Raw genomic sequence first — 24563 nt, forward strand, 5'->3', positions numbered from 1 at the left:
TGGGCGAACTCAAACTCTAGGGCATGAAGGCTGCCTTCGACGAGATCATGGCGACCGCTGTCAAACGCCAGCACGAACCCCAGCGCATTGTCGGCGACCTGCTCAACGCCGAGATCAACGAGAAGCAGGCCCGCTCGATCAAGTACCAGCTCACCATCGCCAAGCTGCCGCTGGCCAAGGATCTCGAGGACTTCCAGTTCGAAGGCACACCCATCAACCAGACGCTGGTCAATGATCTCGCCGGCGGCGGCTTCATCGCCCAGCAACGTAACGCCGTGCTGATCGGCGGTACCGGCACCGGCAAAACACATATGGCCATCGCAATCGCCAGAAGCTGCATCCGATCCGGTGCCCGCGGCCGCTTCTACAACGTGGTCGACCTCGTCAACCGTCTGGAGATCGAGACCCGCAATGGACGGCAAGGTCGGATCGCCGAGCATTTGACCCGGATGGACTTCATCGTCCTCGACGAACTCGGTTATCTACCGTTCGCCCAATCCGGCGGCCAGCTCCTGTTCCACCTCGTCAGCCGGCTCTACGAGCGCACGTCCATCGTCGTCACCACCAATCTCGCGTTCGGTGAATGGCCCAGCGTGTTCGGCGACGCCAAAATGACCACCGCGCTTCTCGATCGCCTGACCCACCATTGCGACATCGTCGAGACCGGCAACGACAGCTGGCGCTTCAAAAGCCGCGACGACGATCACGCAACCCGCGCTCGCACCGTCTCCGCAACCCCGACCAGCTCCGACGGTGCGAGCGCTACCGCCAAAACCCGCCGCTCGAAGGGGTCAAAATTGGACGCCGATACGGGGCGCATTGCCTCATCAAGAATGTTACTGGACAACTTCTCGCCGATGACTGCAGCGGCGCCACCAAATTGCTTCGGTGGCCTCTATGGCGGGAAAGATCAGCATGGGCGCGCGGCGCGAGGTGTTGTCGGCGGTGACGGAGCGTTACCGGTCGGCCAAACGGGCGGAGAAGGGGCGGATCCTCGACGAGCTGTGCGCGACGACGGGTTGGCATCGCAAGCATGCGGTGCGCGCACTCCGGCGGCGCGCACCGGTTGGGCCCGGCGCGGTCGAGGCAGCTCGAGAGCGCAAGCGTGGATATGGTGCGACGATCAAGGACGCGATGACCGCGCTGTGGGAGGCGTCGGATCGGGTGTGCGGCAAGCGGCTCAAGGTGATGATCTCGACCTTGCTGCCGGCGCTCGAGCAGCATGGTCGATTGCAGCTTGGCCAAGCGGACCGTGATCGTGTTCTGGCCATCAGCGCCGCGACCATCGATCGCCTGCTCGTCGATGTGAAGATCGCGGCGAGCGGCGGCAGGCGGCGCCGTGCTGGATTCTATTCGGCAATCCGGCGCGAGGTCCCGATCCGCACGTTCAATGACTGGAACAGCCCGCCGCCGGGTTTCTGCGAGGTTGACATGGTCGCCCATGGCGGCACGTCGGTGGCTGGCTCGTTCATCCAGACCCTGACGATGGTCGATGTCGCCACGGGCTGGACGGAGTGCCTGCCGTTGTTGACGCGGGAAGGTTCACTCGTCGTCGAGGCGATCAACCGCGCACAGAGCCTCTTCCCTTGGCTCTTGCGCGGGGTGGACTTGGACAACGACAGCGCCTTCATGAACGATGTCGTGGTGCCATGGTGTCGCGAACAGAAGCTCGAAGTCACACGCTCGCGCGCCTACAAGAAGAACGATCAGGCGTTCGTCGAGCAGAAGAATGGTGCCGTCGTCCGTCGCCTGATGGGCTACGGCCGCTTCGATGGCGTCGAGACGGCCCGTGTGATGGGCCGCCTCTACGCGGCGGCACGGCTCTACATCAACTTCTTCCAGCCGTCGTTCAAGCTGAAGGAGAAGCGCCGCGAAGGGGCTAAAGTGATCAAACGCTATCATCTCCCATCGACGCCCTATGAGCGTGCATTGGCCCATCCCAAGGTGCCCGCGGCCGTGAAGCGGCTGCGCGATCAGTATCGCTCGCTCGATCCAGTCGCGCTGTTGGCCGAGATTCGCGCGACCCAGGACGAACTCGGCAATCGCGTCGATCGTCGTGCCGGACAGGCGCGCGGCCTGCAACGCGCCAGCACGAGCACCGCGCCAGCGACCGCAGCCAGTTTTGCGAGGACGCTCGGCAAGACGACGACATCCGGCGAGCCGCGTGCCACGCACCGGCGCAGCCGTCGGCCCTATAAAACCAGGGTTCGCATGCCGTCCAAGCTCGACCCGCATATTGCTGCGATCGAGGGCTGGCTCGCGACGCAACCGCAGCTAACTGCACTCGCCATCGTCGGCCGGCTGAGCGAGAAACACCCCGAGCAGTTCGGGACGAGACAGCATTCGATCGTGCAGCGTCTGCTGAGGGCGCTTAGACGGAAGACGGCCGAGCAGTTGGTCGCGGAGGAGCCGCTCGGCGAGGCCACCACCGCTGCCCCATTGCCCGGGGCTGTGGACGGCTCGGGCTATGTAGGGCCCGACCCGCCCACAGCCCCTCTCGTCGAGCAAGCCGGAAAAGCCACTTGGCGCGGCCGATCAGTCGAGGTCGCATCGACCAGTCCAATGGCGCCATCAGGGTAACATTCGCTGATGCGGCAATACGCGGGGTCAAATTTGAACGCCGATTGACAACCCTCGGAGCCATGTCATCAAGCCATACCTTGAGAGCATTGAGGATGGGGACACTATGTTGCTGGCGGAAGCGGCGAATGCAGCCGGCCTGTGTTTCACCCTTCTCCGGTATTCCGTCCCGCGCCTGCCTTTCAACCCGGTAGAGCTGGTCGAAGAGCCGCAGCGCCTGCTCCGGCGGACCGCCGCCTTTCTTCCTCGCCTTGAGGGCATCGACAAAGCGTCGCCTGGAGTGGGCCATGCATCCAATGTGGGTGGCCCCTTCCAGCGTACGCCATGCGGTATAGCCGTCACTCATCACAATGCCACGGTAATCGCCGAGGAAGGCTTGCGGGTGGATTTGGCCGCGGCCCGGCTGATAATCCAGAAGAACGATCGGCTCGTGGCTGCCCTTGCCGCTGCGATAAGCCCACATATACGATATGCTCGTGGCCTTTTTGTCCTTCTCCTTGAGAACCTGAACCGTCGTCTCGTCGCCATGGATGAGAGGTTGTGATCTGAGCCGCAGCTTCAGGGCATCGTAGACGCGATGCAGATGCTTCTCGCTCGAGCCAATCACCCAGTGGCCCAAAGCGCCGCGGCTGACAGGAACACCTGCACGTTCGAAGGCCTGCGCCAGGCGGTAGAGCGGCGTGCCATCGACATATTTGTGAACCAGCGCGAACGCCAGCGTTGAGGCCGTGGCAACGCTGCCCGGCAACGGTTGCGTCGGCATCGGCGCGGTCACGACAGGGGCGTTGATCCCGGTGCGATCGCAATGGCGGCACGCATATTTGAAGCGCACATTCTGTAAAACCTTCGCCTTCACCTCGATATGAAGTTGCTCGGTGACGGCCTCGCCCATGCGATGCATCTGGCCACGGCAGCAAGGACACGCCTTCTGATCGTCGGGCAGGTCATACTCGACGCGCTCACGCGGCAGGTTCGCCGGCAGCGGCCTGCGGCCGCGCTTCTTTCCCGTTGTGTTTTCAACGGGAGGCAAGCCCGTGTCCGGAAGTTCGGCGTTATTGTTCGTTTCACTGCCGGCGTCATCCTCATCGGCGGCCTGCTCGGCTTCATTGAAGAGACGATCGACGTGCTTTTCGCTGCGCGGTGCAAAACGATGCAGGCGTGCCAGCGCCAGTTCTTCCTCGAGTTTGACGACGCGGTCGACAAGCTGATGGTTCTCCGCCTGCAGCGCAGCAATGCGCGCCAACAGCACTTCAACACTCGGATCGCCGGCTCGATTCATCGGATTCTTGAATCTGAACCGTACCGACGCGTCAACCGCTCAACTCGAGAGCTCAGCCGGCAACCTGATATTGCCGCACCGGATGGCGGACCATCGCATCGATATCGATGCCGTCAAGGATCCAGTGCAATTGCTCGGTCGTCAGCGTAACGACCGCCTCCTGACGGCGCGGCCATCGGAACTTGTCCTCAGTCAGCCGCTTCAGGACCAGCACAAAGCCGGACCGGTCGAAGAACAGCAACTTCATCCGGTCGCAACGGCGATTGCGGAACGCAAAAACCGCTGGAGTGAATGGATCGAGCGCCATCGTCTCCTGGACTAGGACCGCAAGGCCGTTAATGCCAGCCCGGAAGTCGATCGGCTCACGGTGCAGATAGACCTGCAGGTCACCGCCCAGTCTGAACATGGCCCAGTGCTCCGATGATCGCCGTCAATGCATCCACATCGCCGCATTCGAGCGCGAGCTTCACGCCGTTCGGCAGCGACACGCTCACTTTGGCCGGAGAACAAAAAGCTGCAGGCCCTTTGGGTTCCGATCCACGCAATTCATCACAAGCCGGCAAATTAACCCTCGCCACGCTGTCTTGCCGCGACGGGGCTCGATCGGCGGCCCCCTCAAGCTGAACCGGGACGAAGGCCGGGCGTGAGGACGGCGGCAGCGACATGGCCGCGGTGTGCTTCTTGATCCACTTCCGAAGGAGGTTCGCGTTGACGCCATGTTCGAGTGCAAGCCTCGATACCGAAATCCCTGGCTCAAGGCAGGCCGTGACAAGGCGCTCTTTCGATGCCGCCTCGTAGCGCCGGCGACCGTTCCGGCCAACAAGCCTGACCCGCAGTTTCTGATCATCCACTGCCATCACAAGGTGTCCACCTATTTTTGGTGGACACCTCATGCATCAGAGCACTCAAAAGCAAAAGGTGCAGAGAAATTCGCGCTTACCCCGACAATACTTGCGTGAAACTAAATACGAATGAGAATCCATTTCCTTTGCCCGCCATCGTGATGCGAAGCGCAATTGCAGCTCTTGAGGTGCAATATCGCTATCCGGAAGACGACAATATCAGCTTGAGACAAGCGGCCGCAGCGGCCTACGGGATTGCCACTGATCGCGTGATGGCTGGCAATGGATCGTCTGAACTCCCCAGTCTCATTTACAGAGCCTTTCTTGCCCCGGGCGACGGCATCGCGATGATGTCGCCCGGCTTCTCGTTCAATCGCAAGCTTGCCATGCTGCAAGGGGCCCGGTTCATTGAAATTCCCTGGTCTGAACCCGACTGCTTGCCGATGGACGAGCTGCTTTTCGGTCCGGCTAAACATGCTAAGTTCATTCTGCTGGCCAATCCGAACAATCCGACCGGAACCTTTGTTCCGCTCGCTGAGATCGAGCGTCTCGTTATTGATGATGAGGCATGGGAGTTGTGGGCGCAGTGCCTCTCACCCACTGAGCGGCTGGCGTATATTCGGAAGCATCGCTCTCAGTTCCCGTTCGCAGATTACGATGAAGTGATAGCTGTTGTACGAGGTCGGCGCTTCACCGGTTGCTCATCGGAGCTCCTTCAATGGCGTCACAGGATAAGAGCAAGGACCTGGCAAAGCGCTTTGCTCTTCTCGGTTGCGGTGTGGCTGGGCGCCATATGGCTTGCGGTGCGCTTCATCCGCTGAGATCAGCAGCCCGCTTTTCGCCCAGGCCTATGCAATCTGGTTCGCACGCGAAGGTGCATTGCGAGGCGTGATTCGCAACGCCGCAACCTGACGCAGGGTTCGGTTCAAGCATTCCTTTCGGCCCAAATGTTGCGATGCAGTTACAGCTATTCGTGCGGATGTTGTTAAGACGCGCGAGGCTCGGGGGCACTCAAGACATGAGAGTAGAAATGAAGAACTTGTTGCTTGCGACTGCAAGCATTGTGGCGCTCGGCGCGGTGGCGCCCGCATTCGGCGCGGATCTTGCTGCGCAGCCCGTCCAGCCTCTCTATGCCAAAGCCCCGCAGCCTGTTGCGGCTACGATCTACGAGTGGAGCGGCTACTACGTCGGTTTGAACGGCGGCCTGGGCTCAAGCTCGAATTGCTGGGACTTCAATGGCGGCACGCCTGAGGGCTGCCATGACGCGACCGGCGGTACCGTGGGTGGCCAGATCGGCTATCGAGGGCAGATCGGCCAGATCGTGCTTGGTGTTGAAGGCCAGGGGAACTGGGCTGATTTGAGCGGGTCGAATGACAGCGTCGCGTTTGCGGATAACAACCAGACCAAGATTGATGCGTTCGGCCTGGTAACGGGGCAGATAGGTTATGCCTTCGACAACGTACTGCTTTACGCCAAAGGCGGCGCCGCAGTGACGAGCAACACGTATCAGATTAGCTCGACCCTCACCGGCGCGCAGCTTGGGAGCAGCCAGCACGTTCTTCGGGGGGGCGCTTTGGGAGCCGGCATCGATTACGGCTTCGCACCGAGCTGGTCGGTCAGCCTCGAGTACGACCACCTATTCATGCAGCCCGCAACGGTGCACTTCCCCGCGCCCGCAGGCGGAATCGATCGCATCCGCCAGGATTTCGATCTTGTGACTGCACGGCTCAACTATAAGTTCGGCGGGCCCTTTCTTCTGAAATATTGATCAGCAGTACGAACGGCGGATCGAACGCCCCGGCCCAAGGCCGGGGCTTGCTTTTGCAAGGGCGGGCTTGCTGGATCAAGCAATACCGTTATCGCAGGCGACTAGGTGGTCGCAATCCAGGCCCAAAAACCGCTCCCATCTTGGTCGAGCGGCGGCATCCACAACGAAGCACGCTTGCGAAGATCACTGTCATCGCGCGCGCGTCAGCGATGCGCCGAATAGTCTGCCGTCATGCCCAGTCCACGTCGGATTTAGGCGATCGTGCGAACTTCTCCCGCCTCGAAAACACGACCAACCCTCGGCGGGATGCGCATCTATGCCCCCCAAGACAATCGCGTGATGACAGGCTTGTCAGCTATTCGCCGCAACAGCATCTTCTCCACCTTGGGCTGAACATGTCCTCGCTGATTTTGTCATGTTGCCACGCTGATCAGATCGCTCGCTCGTGACTTCGGCATAGGTCGGTACGGGCCAGCGGCGCCGAAACGTCAGATAAGATCGAGGCGAATCGCCTTGGCAAGGCAATGGGTACGGCTGTTCGTCTCTAGCTTTCGCATCGCGTTCTTCAGGTGAAAGTTCACCGTATTCTCGCTGACTCTCAGGATGGCTCCGATTTCCCAGGATGATTTCCCCTCTCCCACCCAGCGGAGGCAATCCTTTTCTCGTTCGGATAGAACCACTTGCATATGGCATTTCCCCTTCTATGACGGCGCGATTTCTGTGAATGCATGATGAAACTGCCAAGCCAATGCGTTGAAACGACTGAGGCGATACTGAGGGTCAACATCGTCGAACCTGGATGCAAAGGATACGAGGGATAGCTGTCCAAATGGTCCGAACAGTGGTACGGTTACGCCGCGCTTCAGACCGGCCTCTTTGGCCTCGTTCAACACACGCATTTTGCCGGGTTGCAATTGATATTTGTGAGCGAGTTGATCCCATAGAAACTGCGCCGACTGCATCGTCGTACGCCGAACCACAGGATCGATGGCATTGTATCGGCGTTCAGCATAGCGCTCGCACCCCGCGGAAGGAAAGTTCACTGTCACGGCGGCTGGCAGATACTCTGGCCGGCGGGTCGGCTCCGCGTCCGTCAGCGCCCCGTAAGGGACTTGACTGAAGCCCTGTTCGCTCGAACAGCTCACAAGCAGAGCGAACAACACCTCGGGAGATTGACTCTGTTTTGCGCATTCGATGAAGCAAAATAGGTCCATTTGGTGCCTCGCGCCACCGACTTAGGCAAACCGGTGCTGCGTCTTTTGAGTGGATCGACTTGGGCAGGGGCCCTGCGCCACTTCAGCCTCCTCTTGCTTGGAAGTGCTCGACCGAGCGCGACAGTCATACTTCTCGTCATGAGCTGCAATCGATTGGCTGAGATCGGATAGCTGCTCGATAGAGAACATTGTGCATGCGCCTCTTCGGGAGGAGGCGGACCTCAAGCATCCAGCAAATGTCGTACCAGCTGGCGCGCCAGGAGCGCTGCCGCAAAGCAGGAGTGCTGGAGAACTGGCCGCACCACGTTCACTGCTAGAATTCGGACATTCGTCGCAAGAGAGACAACCTTGTTGGGGCTAGCTGAAGAATATATGCTGCATCGGCAAGTACGCGAACGATCGTTTACGAGTTGGCCAGCCTCCCGCCTCTGTTCCGGGGGTCAGCCGAGCTAGCGTAGACCCGGCGCCCGCGTCATCAAGCGAACGGCGAAAGCATTTGAAAGCTGTCATCGCAGCAGGTCATTCCGAGCGCAGGCGGCGGGTGCCTCCAAAGAGCAGTTCATCCCTACCCTATCACTGCAACTCGCCATAGAGTTTCAATCGCGCCCGTGGAATTTCGAGATCTACACTGGGCTATCCCTGCGTCCCAGCACCGAAGCCTCCGCCAAGCGGCAGACCGCACTCAGAATCAAGCAGTCAACGCTCAGCCGCTGCCTACGCAATCTCGAACACAAGCTCGGCAGCACGCTCCTCCGAGCGCACCAACGGCGGCACGCGACCGACGATCCAATGTCAGGAATTCCTCGGTGCCGCCCGACGCATCGTAGCTGATAGTGAGGCAATGGCGGCACGCCTCAAGATTAGCTCGCGTGGCGAGAGCGGCGATTGGTCATTGGCATTCACACCTCCTCTCAACGGGCTACCCTCCTCGAGCACCGGAACCGCTTCCCCGACGTCGAAAGGCATCTGGTCGACGGATCGAGCGACCATCTAACTTTGACCTCACCAGCTCCGCCATGACCTAGCCTTCCTGGCTGGGCCGAACCCAAGATGGAGTGACAGGTCTGGACTGCCCGCTTAAGTGAGACACGTTCGAGGATGATGTGTAGCAGCACAATCGCCCCTCTGCCGGCGCTCGTACTCGCATTGCCACGCGGTCTTCAGTCCTGAGACCACGGCAGGCGACAGGTTGGGACTGTTTGCCCCGCAACGCCGCCACAGCGCCTCCCGGAGTGATGCCGGCCTGGATCGTCCGCCGGGCCATGACATGCCGGACGACACGGGCGCGAACGTCTCAAGTCCTTCAGCGTGGCAAGAAATGTCTCAACTTCGATCTCAATACCGTGTGCCAGAAGCTGCTGCGCACGACACGCACCCTAACATTATGAGTTCGAACATCGTGAGAGGCATTTCGTGCAGCTCCCCTTCCTACTCCAACGTGATGCGCAACTTCGGGAGGACTCCGCGCCTTAAGCCAAGCCGATGCAGCGTATCGAGGGCGATTCAGGACGCCACCTTCTTCCCGTCGCAGCCAGCATGGATTTGTCGCGTCTGCAACAATGAGCCTGTCTTGGGAGGTTGCCCACGTTCGTTGCTGTCGCATCCAGTTGGACACTGGAGATGGCTGTCTTTTCCATCCGCACGCCACACGCGTCCTTCGGCCATACCGCACCGTTAGTCGGCTCATGGAGCAAGTGCCCGCACTCCTTCACTAAGCGCACAGCGCACTCCTCAAGCCCGCCTCAATGGGTTGCGGCTAAGCGCTAACGACAAAGCCCATCATCGGGAGCGATAAGAGGAACGCCGTCCAGAGTCCTATGCGCAGCGACTGCCGTAACAAACCCAGATGATCCGCCCCAAATTCTTGTGCGATAAAGGGGGCGACGGCCGCCAGCAGAGTGACCCAAAGCCGAGGCTGAAGACATAGACTCTGCCGGCCAACTCTGCCGCGGCGATCGCCTCAATCCCGATGCGTTTAACAAAACCATGATCGGTCGTCATCATCGCGGTTGCCCAACCTGAGTCAGCACCATCGGCCACGCAAGCTTCGCGGTCTAACAAATGAGGTAGGCACATCCCACGCGGCGTCCCGGCGACATCATGATCAGTAGACAATCTCGGCCGTAAGACGAGGCTCTTCGCCTCATCAGCTGCCGCACCAACCATCGAAAACCGTACGTGAAGTTATCGGACAGATCCTCCACGCATTCGCGCACAAAGACGTTCACTCTACGGGGACTTATACTGCTCATGTAGGGCCCTCGCTGAACCACCCACCAAGCCGATCGCGCGCGAGGAGCTCACCTATTGATTTATGGCATCTAGGCCAAGCAGCATAACGCCTCATCTTCGAGCGAATGCGAAACGCGGTTCTGGGTGGCGGTCCGCATCATCTTCTTCCTCCTCGTGCGACCGATGCTCGATTCTAGAGGCTGATGGCGAAGAGCCGACACAATTTGTTGGGCCGCTCCCTAGGTAAATTCTAGGGCGCGCGTACCTGGTCAAGCAAGACCTAGTCACTGTGAGCAAAATGGCACGCCTATTGCTTTGAGGTAAACGAAAGAAGTGTAGCGAAGGCAGAGGGAGCCTTTCAATCACTTGCCGACAACTGTTTGGCGAGTGATTCGGATGAATGTGCGGCTTCAGGACAACTTTTTTAACAGGCAGATCACAGCAACTGCGCGGTCCCGGCGCTTTTCTCGGCCTGACATGGGGGAGAATCGAGTTGCTTGTCTACCAACGTGAGCTAAATGTAGCAACGACTGGGGGTTTTGCGGCTGGCACGGGGATGCCACTCGCCAAGTCAATCCGTTGCCGATGCTTACCGCAGGCAGCGTCCACTCTGGTAAAATCGGTAGGGACCGGACTCGAATTTATGCGTGATATGCCAGTATTCCACCGCAGCGCGCTAACGAGTATGCAGCTACCTGATGGACGCGCCCTTCGAAGCTATGACACACAAACTAGATGAGGGCCGCAGACCATCGGTCGTCTTTGTTGGCAGGAATAGCCGTGGCAACTGGGTCGCCCGCGAGCAGAGCGGTATTTTTGGAGGCCTCTTCCTCACCCGTGCCCAAGCGCTCAAATACGCCTTGGCGGAAAATAACCATCATCCAGAAGCCATTGTCGAGATTTCAGTCGAAATGGATCTGGATATCCCCGGAGAGCGGACGGAGGCGGTTTCATATGCCCCCCCAATTGGTCGCGATTCGAGATTGTCTTGCCAGTAGACGGAGATCATCGACAGGGATCACCTCACGTAAATTGCATATTGCGAACAGGCTGACAGTGTCTCGTGTCTTCACGCGCTGTCGCCCCTACCGCAAGAACGATCAGGCCTTTGTCGAGAAGAAAGATGCCGTCGTCCGTCGCCTGATGGGCTACGGCCGCTTCGATGGCGTCGAGACGGCGCGCCCGATGGGCCGCCTCTATGCGGCGGCACGGCTCTACGTCAACTTCTTCCAGCCGTCGTTCAAGCTGAAGGAGAAGCGCCGCGATGGGGCTAAACTGATCAAACGCTATCATCTCCCATCAGCGCCCTATGAGCGTGCATTAGCGCATCCCAAGGTGACCGCGGCCGTGAAGAAGCGGCTGCGTGATCAGTATCGCTCGCTCGATCCAGTCGCGCTGTTGGCCGAGATTCGAGAGACCCAGGACGAACTCGGCAATGACGTCGATCGTCGTGCCGGACAGGCGCGCGGCCTGCAACCCCCAGCACGAGCACCGCGCCAGCGACCGCAGCCACTTTTGCGAAGGCGCTCGGCAAGACGACGACGTCCGGCGAGTCGCGTGCCACGCACCGGCGCACCCGTCGGCCCTATAAAACCAGGGTTCGCATGCCCTCCAAGCTCGACCCGCATATTGCTGCGATCGAGGGCTGGCTCGCGACGCAACCGCAGCTAACTGCACTCGCCATCGTCGGCCGGCTCAGCGAGAAACACCCCGAGGAGTTCGGGACGAGACACCATTCGATCGTGCAGCGTCTGCTGAGGGCGCTTAGACGGAAGACGGCCTAGCAGTTGGTCGCGGAGGAGCCGCTCGGCCAGACCGCCACGATGGCGCCGCAACCGCACGGACAGAGCCTGCTCGCAGGCTCGATGATCCGTTCCACCCGAGGCAGATGGGCAGGCAAGCAGCCGCGATTGCGATGAGACCCTTGATCCGGCGCGCTCCGCGATCGGCCCTGGATCACAGCCTCGGCTCTCTCCTGCGCCGCGTCCAGGATGCCTTGCGCGATCTCCACGTCTTCCAGCGGCAACTGATACTGATTTGGCCGCAGCTTCTCGGACTTCGCGCCGAACTTCTCGCGTCGCAATTCCCCGAGAATGACCTCCAGCCGACGTCGCGCTTCCTCCGATGCCGCCAGTGCCTCCTGATGCTCGCTCAAGGCTGAGTGCGTTTGCGCCAAAATCGCCTTCAGGCGTTCGTTCTCCGCGCGCAGCGCCGCAATGCTCATGCGCCATTTCGAGCACATCACCACTGCGCGTGCCACGTTCAAAATAGCTCCCGAGTCAATCTGCCGCAGTTATCCGGCCGCCTGCGGACGCCGCGCTTCTTGCGGGCGAACCAACCTCCAATCCCGCCCTTTGAACAGGGCTGCGAACATCGCTGGCGATATGCGCATCACGCCGTCTGCGATCGTTGGCCAAACGAACCTGCAGCCTTCGAGGCGCTTATGAACTAACACCAGGCCCGTTCGATCCCAGACCACAATCTTGATCCGGTCCGCTCGTTTCGAACGGAACACGAAGGCTGCGCCGCTGAACGGGTCGAGGCGAAGCATCTCCTGCACCTTTGCCGCAAGTCCATCGTGGCCACAGCGGAAGTCGATCGGCCGCGTCGCGATGTAAATCTTCAGATCGGCACCGGCTGCGATCATCGTGACGCTCGCATTGCGCGGATCACCCGCGGTGCGAGGCGTCGCAGCCGACATTCGCGCCGCTGGTCGTGGAAAGCGCCTTGGAGGAGGGTCACGTTCCGGCGATCAAGCTTGAGATCGCGATCGGCGATGTGGTGCTGCGGACCGACGCAGCCATAGATGGCGAGCAGCTGTCCCGCCGCTCCGTGCTTGCGCGCCACCTCGGACACCTGGGCACCGGGTGGCAGACTCTCGGCGACGATCCGAGCTCTCTCAGCCTCCGAACGCACGCGGCGTCCCGACGGTCCTTCAAGGACCTCCAGCCGGCTCACCGGCCTTACCGATGAGCCGTCCAAATGGACGTCCTTTTTGCTGTCCAATCGACAGTCGGTCGATCCACAGCCGGCCATCGGGATTGAGCATCACCTCGACGATTGCCGGATCTTCTAAATACCCTGCGATGGCGGGCCCGAACGCGTACGCAGCATACGCGCTCCGCGCAAGTTCGCCTCTGAATCAGAATGGATCGCAACGATTTGCCCCAAGCTGCTGATGCCGCTTCGGTGCCCTCATCTGAAGGCAAATAAAAGATAGATCGCGTGTCACCGCAACAGAGGGAATATGCCGTTCGTAGTGTAGCGTAGAGAAAGGAAAATGTGAAAAGAGCGCCGGCTTGACGCGCCGACCCCTCGAGGGCGAGGCGAGAAATCAGTAATGAGCAATGGTCTGGAGCTTACTATTTTTACGCCTCTCCCGGTCGCGGTGTTTACTCGGGCTCCATTGGTTCTCCTGAACCACTGTCGCTCCCTCGCGTGGGCACGATTGAGGTCCCACTTTTTGAGGAAGCTCAACCCGGGGCTAATGAACCACATCAGCCGGCGGGCAACCGCAGGCACCAATGCCGACACTGGTCGGGTGCACTACCGTGAGCCTAGTGACCCTGCACCATTCCCCCTGGGATCAGGGGGCCCAGTACTGCACGACGATTGCCAACGCAGAATGCAGGCATTCAAAGGTGATTTCTAGTCCGCAATGGCCGAGCTAAAATCGCAGATCTACTTGAGCTGCGCGTGTAGCGAGACATGGTCGAGTTCACCTTCCCACCACGACACAAATACCGCGGCAATACCGTTCCCGATGATGTTGGTAAGCGCGCGCACCTCGCTCATGAACTTGTCGATCGAGAATACGATGGCAATGCCCGGGACGAGGTCAGGACTGACCACGGTCAAGGTTGCGGCCAGGGTGACGAACCCAGCACCGGTAACACCACTTGCGCCCTTCGAGGTGAGCATCGCCACAACGAGTATCGTGAGCTGCTGGCTGAAGTCGAGATCGACCCCGAGCGCCTGCGCGATGAACAAGGTCGCCAACGTCATGTAAATGTTGGTCCCATCCAAATTGAAAGAGTATCCTGTCGGCACCACCAGGCCCACGACCGGCTTGGAACAGCCCAGCCGTTCGAGTTTTTCCATCAACTGCGGCAGCGCGCTTTCGGATGACGACGTTCCGAGCACGATCAACAGCTCATCCTTGATGTAGATGATGAACTTTAGAATAGAAAAACCGACCAAGCGCGCGACCAGGCCGAGCCCAATGATCACGAAGAGCCCGGCTGTCACATAGAACAGCGCAACCAAGCCGATGAGTTTACCGAGCGCGGACGGTCCGAATTCGCCGATAGTGTAGGCCATGGCGCCGAACGCCCCGATTGGCGCTGCCTTCATTACGATCCTAATGACACCAAACACCGCGTGTGCAGCATCGTCGACCAGGCTGCGCATCCGCTCACCCCGCTCGCCAAGCGCCATCAGCGAGAATCCGAATAGGATGGCAAACAGCAGCACCTGAAGCACGTCGCCTCGGGCCAGAGCGCCAACTACGCTATCCGGAATAATATTGAGGAGGAAATCGACGGCCTTCTGCCCTTCCGCTCTTTTGACGTAGTTGGCTACCGCCGCGGCATCAACCCTGGGAGCGAGCCCATGGCCTACCTGAACGAGATTGCCCATCACGAGACCCAAGATCAGCGCGAAGCTTGACACGATCTCGAAGTAAAGCAGCGCCTTGACGCCGACACGGCCGACCTTTCGTGCATCCTGCACATGCGCAATTCCGGACACAACAGTGCAGAAGATGATCGGCGCGATCACCATTTTGATCAGCTTGATGAATCCGTCACCAAGCGCCTTGACCCAGCTGCTCGTCCCCACAGCAGGCCACAGCCAGCCAACGAGAACGCCAATCAGGATCGCGATGACTACCTGGATATAAAGAACATTGTACCAGGGGCCAGATGGCTGGAGCGGGGCGGCGGCTTTGACAGAGCGGCGCTGACGGTGATTGTACATCACGCTCGACCCAGCGCCGTGGTACCAAAGAGTGGTGACAATGAAGGCTCGGCCCCGCTCAGTGTGCCCTTAGCGCGGCGCGCACAGGGCACTGACCGCTTTAAACAGCCCGGTCCGTTCCCGCGGTTTGCCGCCTCTCCCGATTCGGCTTGCCGCCAACGCGAAACGAAGTTCTGAATCTCGCCTGAAACCAGCGGTAAAAGCTTGAGAAAGCTTGCTTGAGAGTTGGAATGCATCAGCGTCCCCATTTCTATCTTTTTACTCCAAGAACCCACCAGCATCTTATAAGGCGCCACAACTCTAGCACCGAGCACCACTCTTCACCTGGACAGGCATTCTCGGCGCCATCGCGCCGGAGCGCGACGTACCTTTAAGAAACATTCACCCTAAAGAACTTGTGGTGGTGCAGCTCGCCTGCGTTCACCCGATTACTCGTCCTATCCTCACTTCAGGTGAATGCCCCGCTATCCTTAAAGACATCGACTTGGATCGCAAAAGCACAAAGGCCGAGAAGACATGGCAATCAAAATTGCTCACGCTGCCCTTGGCGATCTCGGTTGCGGCTTTTCAGAAGCTGCGTTTTTTCCGTTTCGAACAATCTCGTTCGCGCTTTTCGCGTCGAGCTCTGTTTATCCTCTCCGCATCTAGGGCTTTGGCTTCGTCGCTCACTGCCCAGGAGCTGTTCAGAATTTTCGGCAGCACGTTCTCGAGTTTCGCCGTATGGCCGATAAAGGCCAAGCGGCCCTCACGATCGACCACGAATGACGAGGGAATGCCGAAAGAAAAGCTGGGATCCATCCAAAGCTTGTTCATTTCGCCGGCGTAGTCGAATGCGATCGGGAAGTTCAGGTTTGGCAAGCTCTTCGTCAACCAATCGTCCAAGCTGGCTCGCGCTTCATCTGCCGACGAAGCTTGTTCCATAGCCGCGATGCCTACCACCTCAACTCCGTTACTCCTGTATTTGCGTTGCAGGGTCACCAAACCCGGCATCGAGGCGATACATGGTGGACACCACGTCGCCCAAAAGTCGATGATGTATACCTTCCCAGGTTCGAACTTTGTAACGGGCTGGCCACGTAGCCAGTTCTCAACTTTGATGGAGGGAGCCGGCGAACCGACTGTCAGCACATTCTCCTCACCGACTTGACTTGCGCTCTCAGTCAGACTGGTCATTGCTCAAACTCCCTTTACCTGGCTCTGCGGAGAACAACAGCAAGCCGCATGCCAGCCAGCACTCATTGATAATGCGCATTTTCCTATCATTCCTGTCGAACCTGCGACGCATGTTGCATATCCGACCAGCTGTTTGGAGCTTCTCAGCCAATCTGTCGGCCGCCGTGCGGACGTTCTTGACGCCTGTAGGCCGAGAGCCGGAGGTCAGGCGGAAGGCCGAGTTCACCACTCCACATCTTGAACGGTTTCCAGGGTGACCATTTCGGCGCTCCGGATCACGACGTGAACTGACCTGCTTTGGCCCGTCGAGTTGCGCTTGACGGCGATCTCACTCTCCAATTCAACTCTTTGAGCCAAGGGCCAATGAACCAGACCGGGGCGACCAGCTGCAGCACAACTTGATACCGAACGCCGTCTGATGCGCGCGATTGAGGGGTAGTGTCCGTCCTTTGCCGGCCATTGCTCGAGAATTAACCCCGTCCCGTACTCGACGAGGAAAGCCGACCCGAAATGCAGAACGTTGAGCACACCGTTTCTTGCGCGCGATCATTCGGGCGGAAAGTAATCTCTGATGATCGCATAGCTGAGGACGATTGGCTGATCCGACCACCGTCACAACGATCCACGGCAGCGACAGGAATGGCCGATACAATATCAGCGCGAGTCCGACTGCAATGAACAGAGCAGCTATGATTGCGAGCAGCTTTTGCATGTTCTTGCCAAGCCGGCGCAGCGAATCGGCGAGCGCGCCGAGCAGCAATGCGGCAACGCTTAGGGCGATCGCCATGACGAGACTGCAGGGCCCACGCGACCCGCTACATGTTGAAGAGATCGGCGCAATTTCCAGAGCCGCCCATCCGCATAGACGATCTTCAGGCTGACTGTCCCTGGGGCTCTTCGCAGTTGCCTCTTGCTGTGGAACCACAACTAGATCGAAGCGCCCGGGAAGGCACTGGATGCGGCAAGCACCTGAAATAGACCGCGCGAGCCTATCCATTTAAGCAATGCCTCGGCTGGTGCGGTTGCCGTTACCGCGCCCAGTGCACCCAGCATGATCATATAGCCGTGATGAGCGCCACGCGCTCTCTCGGAAACCAGAGCACGAGGTCGCCGACGGACGAGCGACTTCGCGGACCGTGCGTGCACCCTTACTTGAAATCGAGAAAGTTACCGATCCAAAGAAGAGGCGCAGGTGCAATCTAAATGGCGCCTTCGCGCCGCCACATCGCGAAGGACCCCCGCGCACGCACCGGCCTTATTTCTGTGGGGTGATGGGCCTCATATGAGGTGCAGCAGCTCGTGCGCGCGTGACCGAATACACCTGCGCCTCACCGATTTCCGGCATGCACCACCAGCGTGCGATATGACTAACAACCGTTCGCCTGCCGCGCGTTGAGCGCGGCTCGCGGCCGTTGAAAAGTATCTGCTTGCCTTGTGCGACCACTCGCTTGTCGGGAGCCCTCAGGGAGACTGCCGGCCGCACTGGCAGGCGGCGTGATCCCGTTGTTTCGCGAGAACGCCGCGACCTGCCAATGCCCTGCGCGAGCCTTCAACCAAATTTGAATAGCACACCGTAACCGCCGCGTGGGTAGCTCCACTCGATATCACCTCCTTCTTCGCAGATCACCCTGCACGTGCCGCACTCCATACACCCGTCGACCGTCACCTCAACATGACCTTTATCGCTGAGCTCGTAGCACCGTGCAGGGCATGCCTTCAGCATCGATAAGAGCCGCGAAGATGGTGTGCTGTGCGGCCGGACCTTGATATGGGCGCGGCCGGAATCCACGAGATAGCGGTTGTAGAATAGTTTGTCCTCGACACGTCGGGAGGGCTCGCTCGACATTCTTTCTGGCTCCGTCGTTGGTCGTAGTCTTTGGTTTGTGATCACCGCCAGGCCCGGGCAATGCGCAGGGCATCGCTGAACAGTCCACTCCACGATCGCGCCTTGATGAACGAGCTCAGTATGAGCTTCTCTTTCTCAAGCTTTGGTGTGCCGTCCACGCGCACGTAATCCTGCATCGCCTTGGAGAAGAGCTGCGGATATGTGAGAAAGAAGTTCTGCGAGTGGGTATGCATCAGTGCCGGCATATCCTTGTACTTCTTCAGGTCCTTAATCACGAAGGAATCATTCAGTAGTTTTTTGTAAAGCGAGAGATTTTTGGCCGTCATCGGATCATTTCGCGATTTGACAAGGCAGATCGCTTCCGCGGCGATACGGCCTGACGTCATCGCCAGATTGGACCCCTCCCGATGGATGGCGTTGTTGAGCTGGGCGGCGTCTCCGACAACGACCCAGCCCTCACCACAAAGCTGCGGGATGGCCTTGTATCCACCTTCGGGGATCAAATGCGCGGAATATTCCTTTACTTCCGAACCCTCGATCAACGGCGCGACGGACGGGTGACGCTTGAAGCTCTCGAGCAGGCCGTAAGGCGTCTCGCCGGTACGCTGGAAGTCGGCAACAAGACAGCCGATGCCGAGCGAGATGCATTCCTTGTTGGAATAGATGAAGCCCATACCGGTCATGCCGCGGGAAATGGTTCCGGCGGCTTCGATGACGAGCCCCTCGTCGCCTTTGAGATTGAAGCGAGCATCGATTGTCTCACGCGACAGGAAATGCATCTCCTTGACCGCGAGCGCGAGCTTGTCCGGTTTCGGCCGCCCTCTTAAGCCCGCACCCGTCCCGAGCACTCCGTTTACCCCCTCGGCCAGCACGACGACATCTGCATGGATTTCACCCCCATCTCGGTCAGTGCGCACCCCGACGACCCTCCCATGGGAATCCTGGAGGAGCTCGGTCACTGTGGTCTCGCACAGCACCGTAGCGCCGGCCTCGCGGACCTTCTGCGAGAACCATTTATCGAACTGCGCGCGGATGATGGTGTAGCGGTTCGGCTTCTCCTCGTTGAAATCATCGGAGCGATAGTGAATCCCCGTGTGCGAACGCTCGTCCACGATCCAGAAGCGTTGCTCGACGAGATGCCGCTCAAGCGGCGCATCTTCTCGGAAATTTGGGATTAGCTTCTCCAGCATATCGGCATAGAGGATGGCGCCTTGCACGTTCTTCGACCCCGAATACTCGCCGCGCTCCAGCTGCAGCACTTTCAGGCCCCGCTCGGCCATGGTAAGCGCTGCCGCATTCCCGCCCATGCCTGCACCGACGACGATCGCGTCGAATCTTTCCTCGATCATGAACAAGCTCCCCTAGCCAGCGATGCGGTCGTGCGAGTGCGGCGACAGCTGCGCGCGGAATGCAGAGGTCAATGCGGGCAACAGTCGAATAGCGTCGGCGACGATGCCGATATGGGCGAAGTCGAAGATCGGAGCGTTCTTGTCCGTGTTGATCGCAACGATGAGGTCGCCCCCCTCCACGCCAACGCGATGCTGGATCGCGCCGGAAATACCTGCCGCGATATAGAGCTTTGGCCGAATGGTTTTCCCGGTCTGGCCGATTTGTCGGTCCGAGGTGACCCAGCCCTTCTGGACCAGCGGCCGCGAGCAGCCATATTCGGCGCCAAGCACGTCCGCGAGCTGCTGTACCAGTTGGAAGTTCTCAGGCGATCCCAGACCGAGCCCTCCAGCGACGACCACGTCGGCATAGGCAAGGTTGGACTTTGTAGAATCGCGGTCCGGGAGGAACGACAGCACTTTTGTGACGATATCTTCTTCTGCAAGCCCGAGCGGATGCGAGATGACGCGCCAGACGGCGCCGGTCACGCGCTTCGGCATCGGCATCACGCGCGGACGGACGGTTGCCATCTGTGGACGATAGTTCAGTGTGTAGATCGTGCACAATAGTGAGCCGCCAAACGTCGGCCGGGTCGCTGCAAGCGAGCCGTCGGCATCGACATCGAGCTCGGTGCAGTCGGCAGTTAGCCCGGTGAGCAGTGTGGTGGCCACTGAGCCGGCGAGATCGCGGCCCAGTGTAGTTGCCCCTAGGAGTAGGATTTCCGGCTTGTACGTACTGACCAGCTCTGACAGGGCCTTGGTGTAGGATTCATTGCGATAATCGGCCAAGAGATCATCCGCGACGATATAGGCGACGTCGGCGCCGTAGCAGAAGGATTCGGCGATCGCCTGCTGCGTTGTCTCACCCACCGGGCCGATGACAACCGCGGCGAGGTCAACGTTGAGCTTGTCGGCGAGCCGGCGGCCGGCACCCATCAGCTCCCAGGAGACGGGGTGCACTATCCCGCGTTCCTGCTCGATGAAGACCCAGACGTGCCTATGCGCCTTGAATCGTTCGGGCAACTCCCTCTTGGTCGCCGCGCGACCACCACCCGCGGCCGGAGCGGCGCTTTTGGGCGCGGTGCTCATCATCTGTACTCCCATCCGTGTTCAGTAGCGGCTCGCCAGCGAAGGGTGCTCCGCCTGTTTGAATTCGCGCGTGAAGATTGCTTCAGTTAAGAGTTCGGCCGCGTGCCCGCCGCCATTTTTCAACACCGCCTGGCAGCAGCGCGGGGCCGAGGCACCCATTGCTGGACCTTTGTCGACGAGCCCCGAAGCACGCGCTTCGGGTTCTTGCCGGGTTCGGCATTCTGGGGCCACCATTTGGCAATGGTACTAGTGAGGCACGCAACCGCGCGGTAGTCACTCGATCCGATCGATTGGTCCCCCTCATCTTCGAGATGCAACCAAGTTGGAACAGATCGAGGACCTGCCAGGGGTGCGGCTGGTGCCATTGTCGGCTGCGAGCTTGCCGGTGAAAACGCGATCCATTACTCCGAATGCCCTCGCAATATTTCCGATTGCAGCGACACGTCCGCAACTCTTGGCGAAGGCACGAGGGTTGGCGGTGAAGCCGCCCGTCAACGGCACCGTGAGACCGGCGCTGGAGAGCAAGGGCTCCCCCCCGCGAAACCTCGGCCATTGATCGGCCAATGGGAGTGATTTCGTCGACGAATCTTTGGCGCGGATCAAGCGCAGCTTTCAACTCAGCCAGGCCGGAATATGCAAGCGTCACTTTGGCGTCGCGACGCATCATGATGCCGACAGGCAGCGCGCGCGAAACTGCGCGGCGTCCAAAATAAACTCGATGCGGACCAAGATGTGCATTCGCTTCTCCACACTAGCTGAGCATATCTCAGCAATTGTCGTACCAATTGCGCAGACGATAAAAATTGACCGCCAATACAGACTCTTACTGAAGGAAATCGGATTGGCAGCCTCTCACGAGGATCGGAACATTCGATAGCCGTGCTGCACCCGTGTCCGGAATGCGACAGACGACATTCATCCGAATCTTGCTGCGCTTTCCTCGTCAAATATGCGCTCCCCGGCTGCCGGCGTACCATTGCAGGAGCTAGGTGCACCATGAGCACCAGCTTGAATCGATGGAAATATCAGGGCTGAGCCGTGATTACCTTCAGGAGCCGAGTGCCCAAGCTGCGGATCCGCGAGGCCGTAACTGCAACTTTCATTTGAATTCGACGACCTGGGAGGGGGGCAGGTTCTCTGAACCTTCACGCTCCAGAGCACGAGATACAAACTCAATTCACTCCAAGGAACTGAGCTGCACCAATGCTGGATGCTTGTTCGATTGTGGTGCGGCCGCATCCTTCAAGACTTTGAACACGCGCTGTTCGATCGGGGAGGACGTGACGAAATCGGCATAGGCGCGCTCAAGCGTGGCCTTGCAACGCGAGGCGATGTCAGGATCGGATGCACCGGTAAACTCCTCGCCGGCGAGATATTCACCCATGCGACGCAGAATATGAAGCCGCGCCACGTCGATGATTTTCGCATCGTACTCGACGCCGAGCAGTGCAAAAAACTCCTCTGCCGCGGAGGCCTTGTTCAATTGCGAAAGGATCCCGTCCATCGTCATTCTCAACCTCCATCTAGATCCGCGAACAGAAACCGTCCTGGCTTGAATGTTCCAACCTGATCGCGCGAAGCGCATGGCTGACCACCTGATCGCCCTCGGTTGAAGAGCGAGCTCTCGCGAATGTCGCGCCAGATCGCCACCACCGTTTCCTGGGAAACCGGGCCTTTGTGCTCGACGGCATGCTTACGGACGCGCGCGAGAATCGTCCCGGTTTGGTCGGCAGTGACCGAAGGCTGCAATGCTCGCCGATCACAATGCGGTGGGAGCGGCCGAGCAACCCCGGGTCCAACGCTTGGTAGGCGGGCCGGTCTTTTAAGAGCCCATCGAGGTCAAGACATGCCCGCCGACAAGCGCTTGTTGAGCGGAATGGTGGGCACGCTGCGGCTGCACCGGCGGCCGCGACTTTTTCCAGTTCGGAGAGCAGCACGTCGGTATCACGGCCGTAGATCTGGCTGAGTGCGACGGCAACTTCCTCCAGCGGCGCATTGCCGGCTCGCTCTCCCAATCCAATGACCGTCAGAGGGGCGTGCGTCGCACCGGCCTTGATCGCCGCCAGCGTATCAGCCGTCGCCGGGGCAAGATCGTCTTGGCCGTGGAATTCGAACTCGAGATCGGTGCTGGCGCGCAGTGCGGCCATGAGCGTTAAGGATGCGTCAGGATTGAGCAGGCTCAGCGTATCTGAGAGACGAAAGCGCCGCGCGCTGGCCGCCTTGGCGCTTGCGATCAGCTCGATCAGGAAGTTGAGATCGGCACGCGAGGAGCCTTCGCCACCCAGCGCTACATCCAGTCCCTTGTCGCGAGCGTGGGCCACGACGCGCTTCATCCGCTCCAGCGCGGCCAAACGGCCGCCACCGAGTTTCGCGCAATCTGCACGTCGGACGAGGGAATCGATAGGATTACCATCGAAATACCGGCCACGATGATGCAAACGGCAGCATCGCGCCAAACTCAAACGTTCGCGTATGAGTGAGGCGTAGCTCCGCTTCAGCAGATTGCCAGCAGGAATAGCCCTGCGGTTTGTCGTCCAATGATGGATTGGATTGAGAGATCAGGTTTTTCAAGTAGTTGGAGGCGGTATGTGCGGACGTGTGCACCGGGAGATCAAAGCAAATCTCATCACAGGTAGCATGAGCATGTCCTCTGAGTTGGAAAAAATGCGTTCGGCGGGCGCGGGCACCGTTGATTGGTTGCGCCAACGTGAAGCGCGATGTGAGCGCGCGCCACGGAATTCGATCAGAATCAAGATATTGAATCAACGGTCGCTGTTATACCGATACGGGCGGCACTTCGTTTCACGACTTGGAGAGCAGCAGCTTGAGCGCGCTGATATACGCGTTCCAGTCCGTTGACGTCGCCGTCGAAGCGCAGGCCTTCCGCGCGATCGCTTCCGGATTGCTGGAGACGATCTCGTTTGGCTTCTTGCGCCCGTTCGCGATCAGTGGACCGTAGATTTTCCAGCTTCCCCATACGCATGCGAGTGAGCCCGTCCTCAGACGCGTTGGCGACCCGCGCATCGACGTACATCGCATAGGTTAGGATACGGGTCGCGAGCTGCCAAGCGTAATCCGATGGCGTGCGGTTCACGATCTCGTCCTTGGTCCAGAGTGCGCGGCACGTCAGGCGCGTCGCGGCCGGTGCCGACGCACTGGCGCCGACCCAGCTCGAGCAACGGATCGTCTCCTTTGTCATGGCGTAGCCTGGCTCGATTTCGCCGGTCACTGGATTTTCGACATATTTCATGTTGTCCCAATCGGGCACCCACTGGCCGGTAAGGTCGACGTTGCCGGGATAGGTCTGGGCGCAAACGCCCAGCCGTGCGCGCAGGCCGTTCGCTTCGCTGCCCGGCGACTGGGCGCCGTGCAGCGCCTCGACCGCTGTCCCCATGTGCAGCCCGAAATAGAGGTTCCGGTTCCAGAGCTCGGTCATGAACCGAGGATCCGGATTGGCGTGCGCGGCAAGGTTACTTTGCGTCGCCTTGTCCCCGAGGATCTGCACGCCGGCCGTGCAGCTACTCGACGTCACCCATACCGGCATGCTTGCATGGGTCTTCTTCTGCTTCGATAGATAGGTCGCGTCGAGGTTGTTCGGCGACGGTTGCGCGTCGTGCAGCCGCCAGAGCCCGGCGATGGTGGCGAGTCTCCGGTCGACGGCATCGCGCGTCGCGCGCCCACTGGTGCCGGTGAAGGGCTCCACCTCGACGCCGTCATTGTCGGTGATGCGTTTGCGGATTTCGCCGGCCAGGGCGTCACCCTTGGCGAGAATGATGGTCTTTGCCCCCAGGTCATGGGCGCCGAGCGTGATGGTGTCGTAGGGCGTGGCGGCCCACAGTTCGCTGTCGAAGTCCTTGAGCGGCTCCAGGATCACGATCTCCGCATCCTCCCACGTGCCGGCCGGGCCGGGGGACTGGACCAGATGGTTCCAGGTGATGTGCAGCGTCGGCCGGTCGCGGAAGTCGGGCTCCACGTTGGGATACTTTCCGGTGATACTTACCTCGATCCGTGCAAAGCCCACGTGCGAGCCGATCGTCCCGCGCGGCGTGAAGATCTGATCGACCGTCAGTCCTCCCTTCTTGATCGCATGCACCGCATAGAGATGCGTGAGCGCTTCGCTCCAGGACATGTTGCGGATCTCATCGCACTTCTGCGCACGCGCCCCGCCGGCGGTGCAC

Annotated in this window: 21 protein-coding genes and 5 pseudogenes; 7 read left to right on the top strand and 19 right to left on the bottom strand. The window is 59.8% G+C overall.

Annotation, left to right across the window (positions count from 1 at the left end; genetic code table 11):
• Positions 1–23: 23 nt before the first annotated feature.
• Positions 24–695 (top strand): annotated as a pseudogene (gene istB / locus ABIA96_RS30350) (IS21-like element helper ATPase IstB); the annotation flags it as partial.
• A gap of 439 nt (positions 696–1134) precedes the next feature.
• Positions 1135–2580, top strand: coding sequence for an integrase catalytic domain-containing protein (locus ABIA96_RS30355; protein ID WP_354140633.1), 1446 nt, complete (start codon positions 1135–1137; stop codon positions 2578–2580).
• A 46-nt stretch (positions 2581–2626) separates the two neighbouring features.
• Here the strand turns inward: ABIA96_RS30355 and tnpC are convergent.
• From tnpC to tnpA, 3 genes and pseudogenes are all read right to left on the bottom strand, one after another.
• Positions 2627–3859, bottom strand: a pseudogene (gene tnpC / locus ABIA96_RS30360) (IS66 family transposase); the annotation flags it as partial.
• A gap of 52 nt (positions 3860–3911) precedes the next feature.
• Complete coding sequence (tnpB, locus tag ABIA96_RS30365) at positions 3912–4265, bottom strand: IS66 family insertion sequence element accessory protein TnpB (RefSeq protein ID WP_354140634.1); 354 nt, start codon at positions 4263–4265, stop codon at positions 3912–3914.
• Positions 4246–4716: an IS66-like element accessory protein TnpA gene (gene tnpA, locus ABIA96_RS30370; RefSeq protein ID WP_354140635.1), complete on the bottom strand. Its 471-nt coding sequence runs from the start codon at positions 4714–4716 to the stop codon at positions 4246–4248. Before tnpA ends, tnpB (ABIA96_RS30365) begins: the two co-directional genes overlap by 20 nt.
• 38 nt (positions 4717–4754) lie before the next feature.
• On the opposite strand from tnpA, the pseudogene ABIA96_RS30375 reads away from it, so the two are divergent.
• Both ABIA96_RS30375 and ABIA96_RS30380 read left to right on the top strand, forming a co-directional pair.
• Positions 4755–5330 (top strand): annotated as a pseudogene (locus tag ABIA96_RS30375) (aminotransferase class I/II-fold pyridoxal phosphate-dependent enzyme); the annotation flags it as partial.
• Between the two features lie 401 nt (positions 5331–5731).
• Positions 5732–6469, top strand: a complete 738-nt coding sequence (locus tag ABIA96_RS30380) for an outer membrane protein (protein ID WP_247457888.1) — start codon at positions 5732–5734, stop codon at positions 6467–6469.
• Between the two features lie 488 nt (positions 6470–6957).
• Here ABIA96_RS30380 and ABIA96_RS30385 read toward each other — a convergent pair whose 3' ends face one another.
• The 3 genes from ABIA96_RS30385 to ABIA96_RS30395 all read right to left on the bottom strand — a co-directional run bounded on the left by ABIA96_RS30385 (position 6958) and on the right by ABIA96_RS30395 (position 9523).
• The gene (locus ABIA96_RS30385) at positions 6958–7155 is read right to left on the bottom strand and encodes a response regulator transcription factor (RefSeq protein WP_354053215.1); all 198 of its coding nucleotides are present in this window, start codon (positions 7153–7155) and stop codon (positions 6958–6960) included.
• Between the two features lie 15 nt (positions 7156–7170).
• The gene (locus tag ABIA96_RS30390; protein WP_354053216.1) at positions 7171–7683 is read right to left on the bottom strand and encodes an autoinducer binding domain-containing protein; all 513 of its coding nucleotides are present in this window, start codon (positions 7681–7683) and stop codon (positions 7171–7173) included.
• Between the two features lie 1756 nt (positions 7684–9439).
• A complete protein-coding gene (locus ABIA96_RS30395) occupies positions 9440–9523 on the bottom strand; it encodes a hypothetical protein (RefSeq protein WP_247458304.1) in 84 nt (27 codons plus the stop codon).
• Positions 9524–10613: 1090 nt separating this feature from the next.
• On the opposite strand from ABIA96_RS30395, the gene ABIA96_RS30400 reads away from it, so the two are divergent.
• Genes ABIA96_RS30400 through ABIA96_RS36645 form a run of 3 tightly spaced genes read left to right on the top strand, consistent with a single transcriptional unit; the run spans position 10614 to position 11699 of the window.
• Complete coding sequence (locus ABIA96_RS30400) at positions 10614–10913, top strand: hypothetical protein (protein ID WP_354053217.1); 300 nt, start codon at positions 10614–10616, stop codon at positions 10911–10913.
• 58 nt (positions 10914–10971) lie between these two features.
• On the top strand, positions 10972–11586 hold the full coding sequence (locus ABIA96_RS30405; RefSeq protein ID WP_354053218.1) for a hypothetical protein: 615 nt from the start codon (positions 10972–10974) through the stop codon (positions 11584–11586).
• The gene (locus ABIA96_RS36645; protein ID WP_502916599.1) at positions 11520–11699 is read left to right on the top strand and encodes a hypothetical protein; all 180 of its coding nucleotides are present in this window, start codon (positions 11520–11522) and stop codon (positions 11697–11699) included. Before ABIA96_RS30405 ends, ABIA96_RS36645 begins: the two co-directional genes overlap by 67 nt.
• Here ABIA96_RS36645 and ABIA96_RS30410 read toward each other — a convergent pair.
• The 13 genes and pseudogenes from ABIA96_RS30410 to ABIA96_RS30470 form a co-directional block, all read right to left on the bottom strand.
• Positions 11696–12139 carry a transposase domain-containing protein gene (locus ABIA96_RS30410; protein ID WP_502917565.1) on the bottom strand — a complete coding sequence of 148 codons (444 nt, stop codon included), beginning with the start codon at positions 12137–12139 and terminating at the stop codon, positions 11696–11698. The genes ABIA96_RS36645 and ABIA96_RS30410 overlap by 4 nt on opposite strands.
• 69 nt (positions 12140–12208) lie before the next feature.
• Complete coding sequence (gene tnpB / locus ABIA96_RS30415) at positions 12209–12562, bottom strand: IS66 family insertion sequence element accessory protein TnpB (protein WP_354070291.1); 354 nt, start codon at positions 12560–12562, stop codon at positions 12209–12211.
• A complete protein-coding gene (locus tag ABIA96_RS30420; RefSeq protein ID WP_354053220.1) occupies positions 12559–12951 on the bottom strand; it encodes a transposase in 393 nt (130 codons plus the stop codon). Before ABIA96_RS30420 ends, tnpB (ABIA96_RS30415) begins: the two co-directional genes overlap by 4 nt.
• A pseudogene (locus ABIA96_RS30425) lies at positions 12917–13029 on the bottom strand (P-type conjugative transfer ATPase TrbB); the annotation flags it as partial. The gene ABIA96_RS30420 and the pseudogene ABIA96_RS30425, both read right to left, overlap by 35 nt.
• 567 nt (positions 13030–13596) lie before the next feature.
• Complete coding sequence (dctA, locus tag ABIA96_RS30430) at positions 13597–14892, bottom strand: C4-dicarboxylate transporter DctA (protein ID WP_354053221.1); 1296 nt, start codon at positions 14890–14892, stop codon at positions 13597–13599.
• A 567-nt stretch (positions 14893–15459) separates the two neighbouring features.
• Positions 15460–16065 carry a TlpA family protein disulfide reductase gene (locus tag ABIA96_RS30435; RefSeq protein WP_502916601.1) on the bottom strand — a complete coding sequence of 202 codons (606 nt, stop codon included), beginning with the start codon at positions 16063–16065 and terminating at the stop codon, positions 15460–15462.
• A gap of 340 nt (positions 16066–16405) precedes the next feature.
• Entirely contained in the window at positions 16406–16852 is a 447-nt protein-coding gene (locus ABIA96_RS30440) for a hypothetical protein (protein WP_354053222.1), read from the bottom strand.
• Positions 16853–17614: 762 nt separating this feature from the next.
• Positions 17615–17911 (bottom strand): ferredoxin family protein, encoded by a 297-nt coding sequence (locus ABIA96_RS30445; protein WP_247457897.1) that lies wholly within the window; start codon positions 17909–17911, stop codon positions 17615–17617.
• Between the two features lie 41 nt (positions 17912–17952).
• Complete coding sequence (locus ABIA96_RS30450; RefSeq protein WP_354053227.1) at positions 17953–19260, bottom strand: FAD-binding protein; 1308 nt, start codon at positions 19258–19260, stop codon at positions 17953–17955.
• Positions 19261–19272: 12 nt separating this feature from the next.
• A complete protein-coding gene (locus ABIA96_RS30455) occupies positions 19273–20388 on the bottom strand; it encodes an electron transfer flavoprotein subunit alpha/FixB family protein (protein ID WP_502916602.1) in 1116 nt (371 codons plus the stop codon).
• A 1174-nt stretch (positions 20389–21562) separates the two neighbouring features.
• The gene (nifW, locus tag ABIA96_RS30460) at positions 21563–21895 is read right to left on the bottom strand and encodes a nitrogenase stabilizing/protective protein NifW (RefSeq protein WP_354053223.1); all 333 of its coding nucleotides are present in this window, start codon (positions 21893–21895) and stop codon (positions 21563–21565) included.
• A gap of 2 nt (positions 21896–21897) precedes the next feature.
• Positions 21898–22816: pseudogene (locus ABIA96_RS30465) on the bottom strand (hydroxymethylglutaryl-CoA lyase-like TIM-barrel protein); the annotation flags it as partial.
• A gap of 318 nt (positions 22817–23134) precedes the next feature.
• Positions 23135–24478: a hypothetical protein gene (locus ABIA96_RS30470; protein ID WP_354053224.1), complete on the bottom strand. Its 1344-nt coding sequence runs from the start codon at positions 24476–24478 to the stop codon at positions 23135–23137.
• Positions 24479–24563: the final 85 nt, after the last annotated feature.

Origin of the sequence: Bradyrhizobium sp. LB11.1 (genome assembly GCF_040549385.1) — a bacterium.
In the GTDB taxonomy this organism is placed as follows: domain Bacteria; phylum Pseudomonadota; class Alphaproteobacteria; order Rhizobiales; family Xanthobacteraceae; genus Bradyrhizobium.

What these genes read in the sequence shown, in the direction of transcription:
- ABIA96_RS36645 (WP_502916599.1), top strand. Translation starts at nt 11,520, where the DNA reads ATGCCCTCCAAGCTCGACCCGCATATTGCTGCGATCGAGGGCTGGCTC.
- tnpB (WP_354140634.1), bottom strand. Translation starts at nt 4,265, where the DNA reads ATGTTCAGACTGGGCGGTGACCTGCAGGTCTATCTGCACCGTGAGCCG.
- ABIA96_RS30355 (WP_354140633.1), top strand. Translation starts at nt 1,135, where the DNA reads ATGACCGCGCTGTGGGAGGCGTCGGATCGGGTGTGCGGCAAGCGGCTC.
- ABIA96_RS30385 (WP_354053215.1), bottom strand. Translation starts at nt 7,155, where the DNA reads ATGCAAGTGGTTCTATCCGAACGAGAAAAGGATTGCCTCCGCTGGGTG.
- ABIA96_RS30410 (WP_502917565.1), bottom strand. Translation starts at nt 12,139, where the DNA reads ATGAGCATTGCGGCGCTGCGCGCGGAGAACGAACGCCTGAAGGCGATT.
- ABIA96_RS30380 (WP_247457888.1), top strand. Translation starts at nt 5,732, where the DNA reads ATGAAGAACTTGTTGCTTGCGACTGCAAGCATTGTGGCGCTCGGCGCG.
- ABIA96_RS30455 (WP_502916602.1), bottom strand. Translation starts at nt 20,388, where the DNA reads ATGATGAGCACCGCGCCCAAAAGCGCCGCTCCGGCCGCGGGTGGTGGT.
- nifW (WP_354053223.1), bottom strand. Translation starts at nt 21,895, where the DNA reads ATGACGATGGACGGGATCCTTTCGCAATTGAACAAGGCCTCCGCGGCA.
- ABIA96_RS30435 (WP_502916601.1), bottom strand. Translation starts at nt 16,065, where the DNA reads ATGACCAGTCTGACTGAGAGCGCAAGTCAAGTCGGTGAGGAGAATGTG.
- ABIA96_RS30445 (WP_247457897.1), bottom strand. Translation starts at nt 17,911, where the DNA reads ATGTCGAGCGAGCCCTCCCGACGTGTCGAGGACAAACTATTCTACAAC.
- ABIA96_RS30390 (WP_354053216.1), bottom strand. Translation starts at nt 7,683, where the DNA reads ATGGACCTATTTTGCTTCATCGAATGCGCAAAACAGAGTCAATCTCCC.
- ABIA96_RS30400 (WP_354053217.1), top strand. Translation starts at nt 10,614, where the DNA reads ATGGACGCGCCCTTCGAAGCTATGACACACAAACTAGATGAGGGCCGC.
- tnpB (WP_354070291.1), bottom strand. Translation starts at nt 12,562, where the DNA reads ATGATCGCAGCCGGTGCCGATCTGAAGATTTACATCGCGACGCGGCCG.
- tnpA (WP_354140635.1), bottom strand. Translation starts at nt 4,716, where the DNA reads ATGGCAGTGGATGATCAGAAACTGCGGGTCAGGCTTGTTGGCCGGAAC.
- dctA (WP_354053221.1), bottom strand. Translation starts at nt 14,892, where the DNA reads ATGTACAATCACCGTCAGCGCCGCTCTGTCAAAGCCGCCGCCCCGCTC.
- ABIA96_RS30440 (WP_354053222.1), bottom strand. Translation starts at nt 16,852, where the DNA reads ATGGCGATCGCCCTAAGCGTTGCCGCATTGCTGCTCGGCGCGCTCGCC.
- ABIA96_RS30450 (WP_354053227.1), bottom strand. Translation starts at nt 19,260, where the DNA reads ATGATCGAGGAAAGATTCGACGCGATCGTCGTCGGTGCAGGCATGGGC.
- ABIA96_RS30420 (WP_354053220.1), bottom strand. Translation starts at nt 12,951, where the DNA reads ATGGCCGGCTGTGGATCGACCGACTGTCGATTGGACAGCAAAAAGGAC.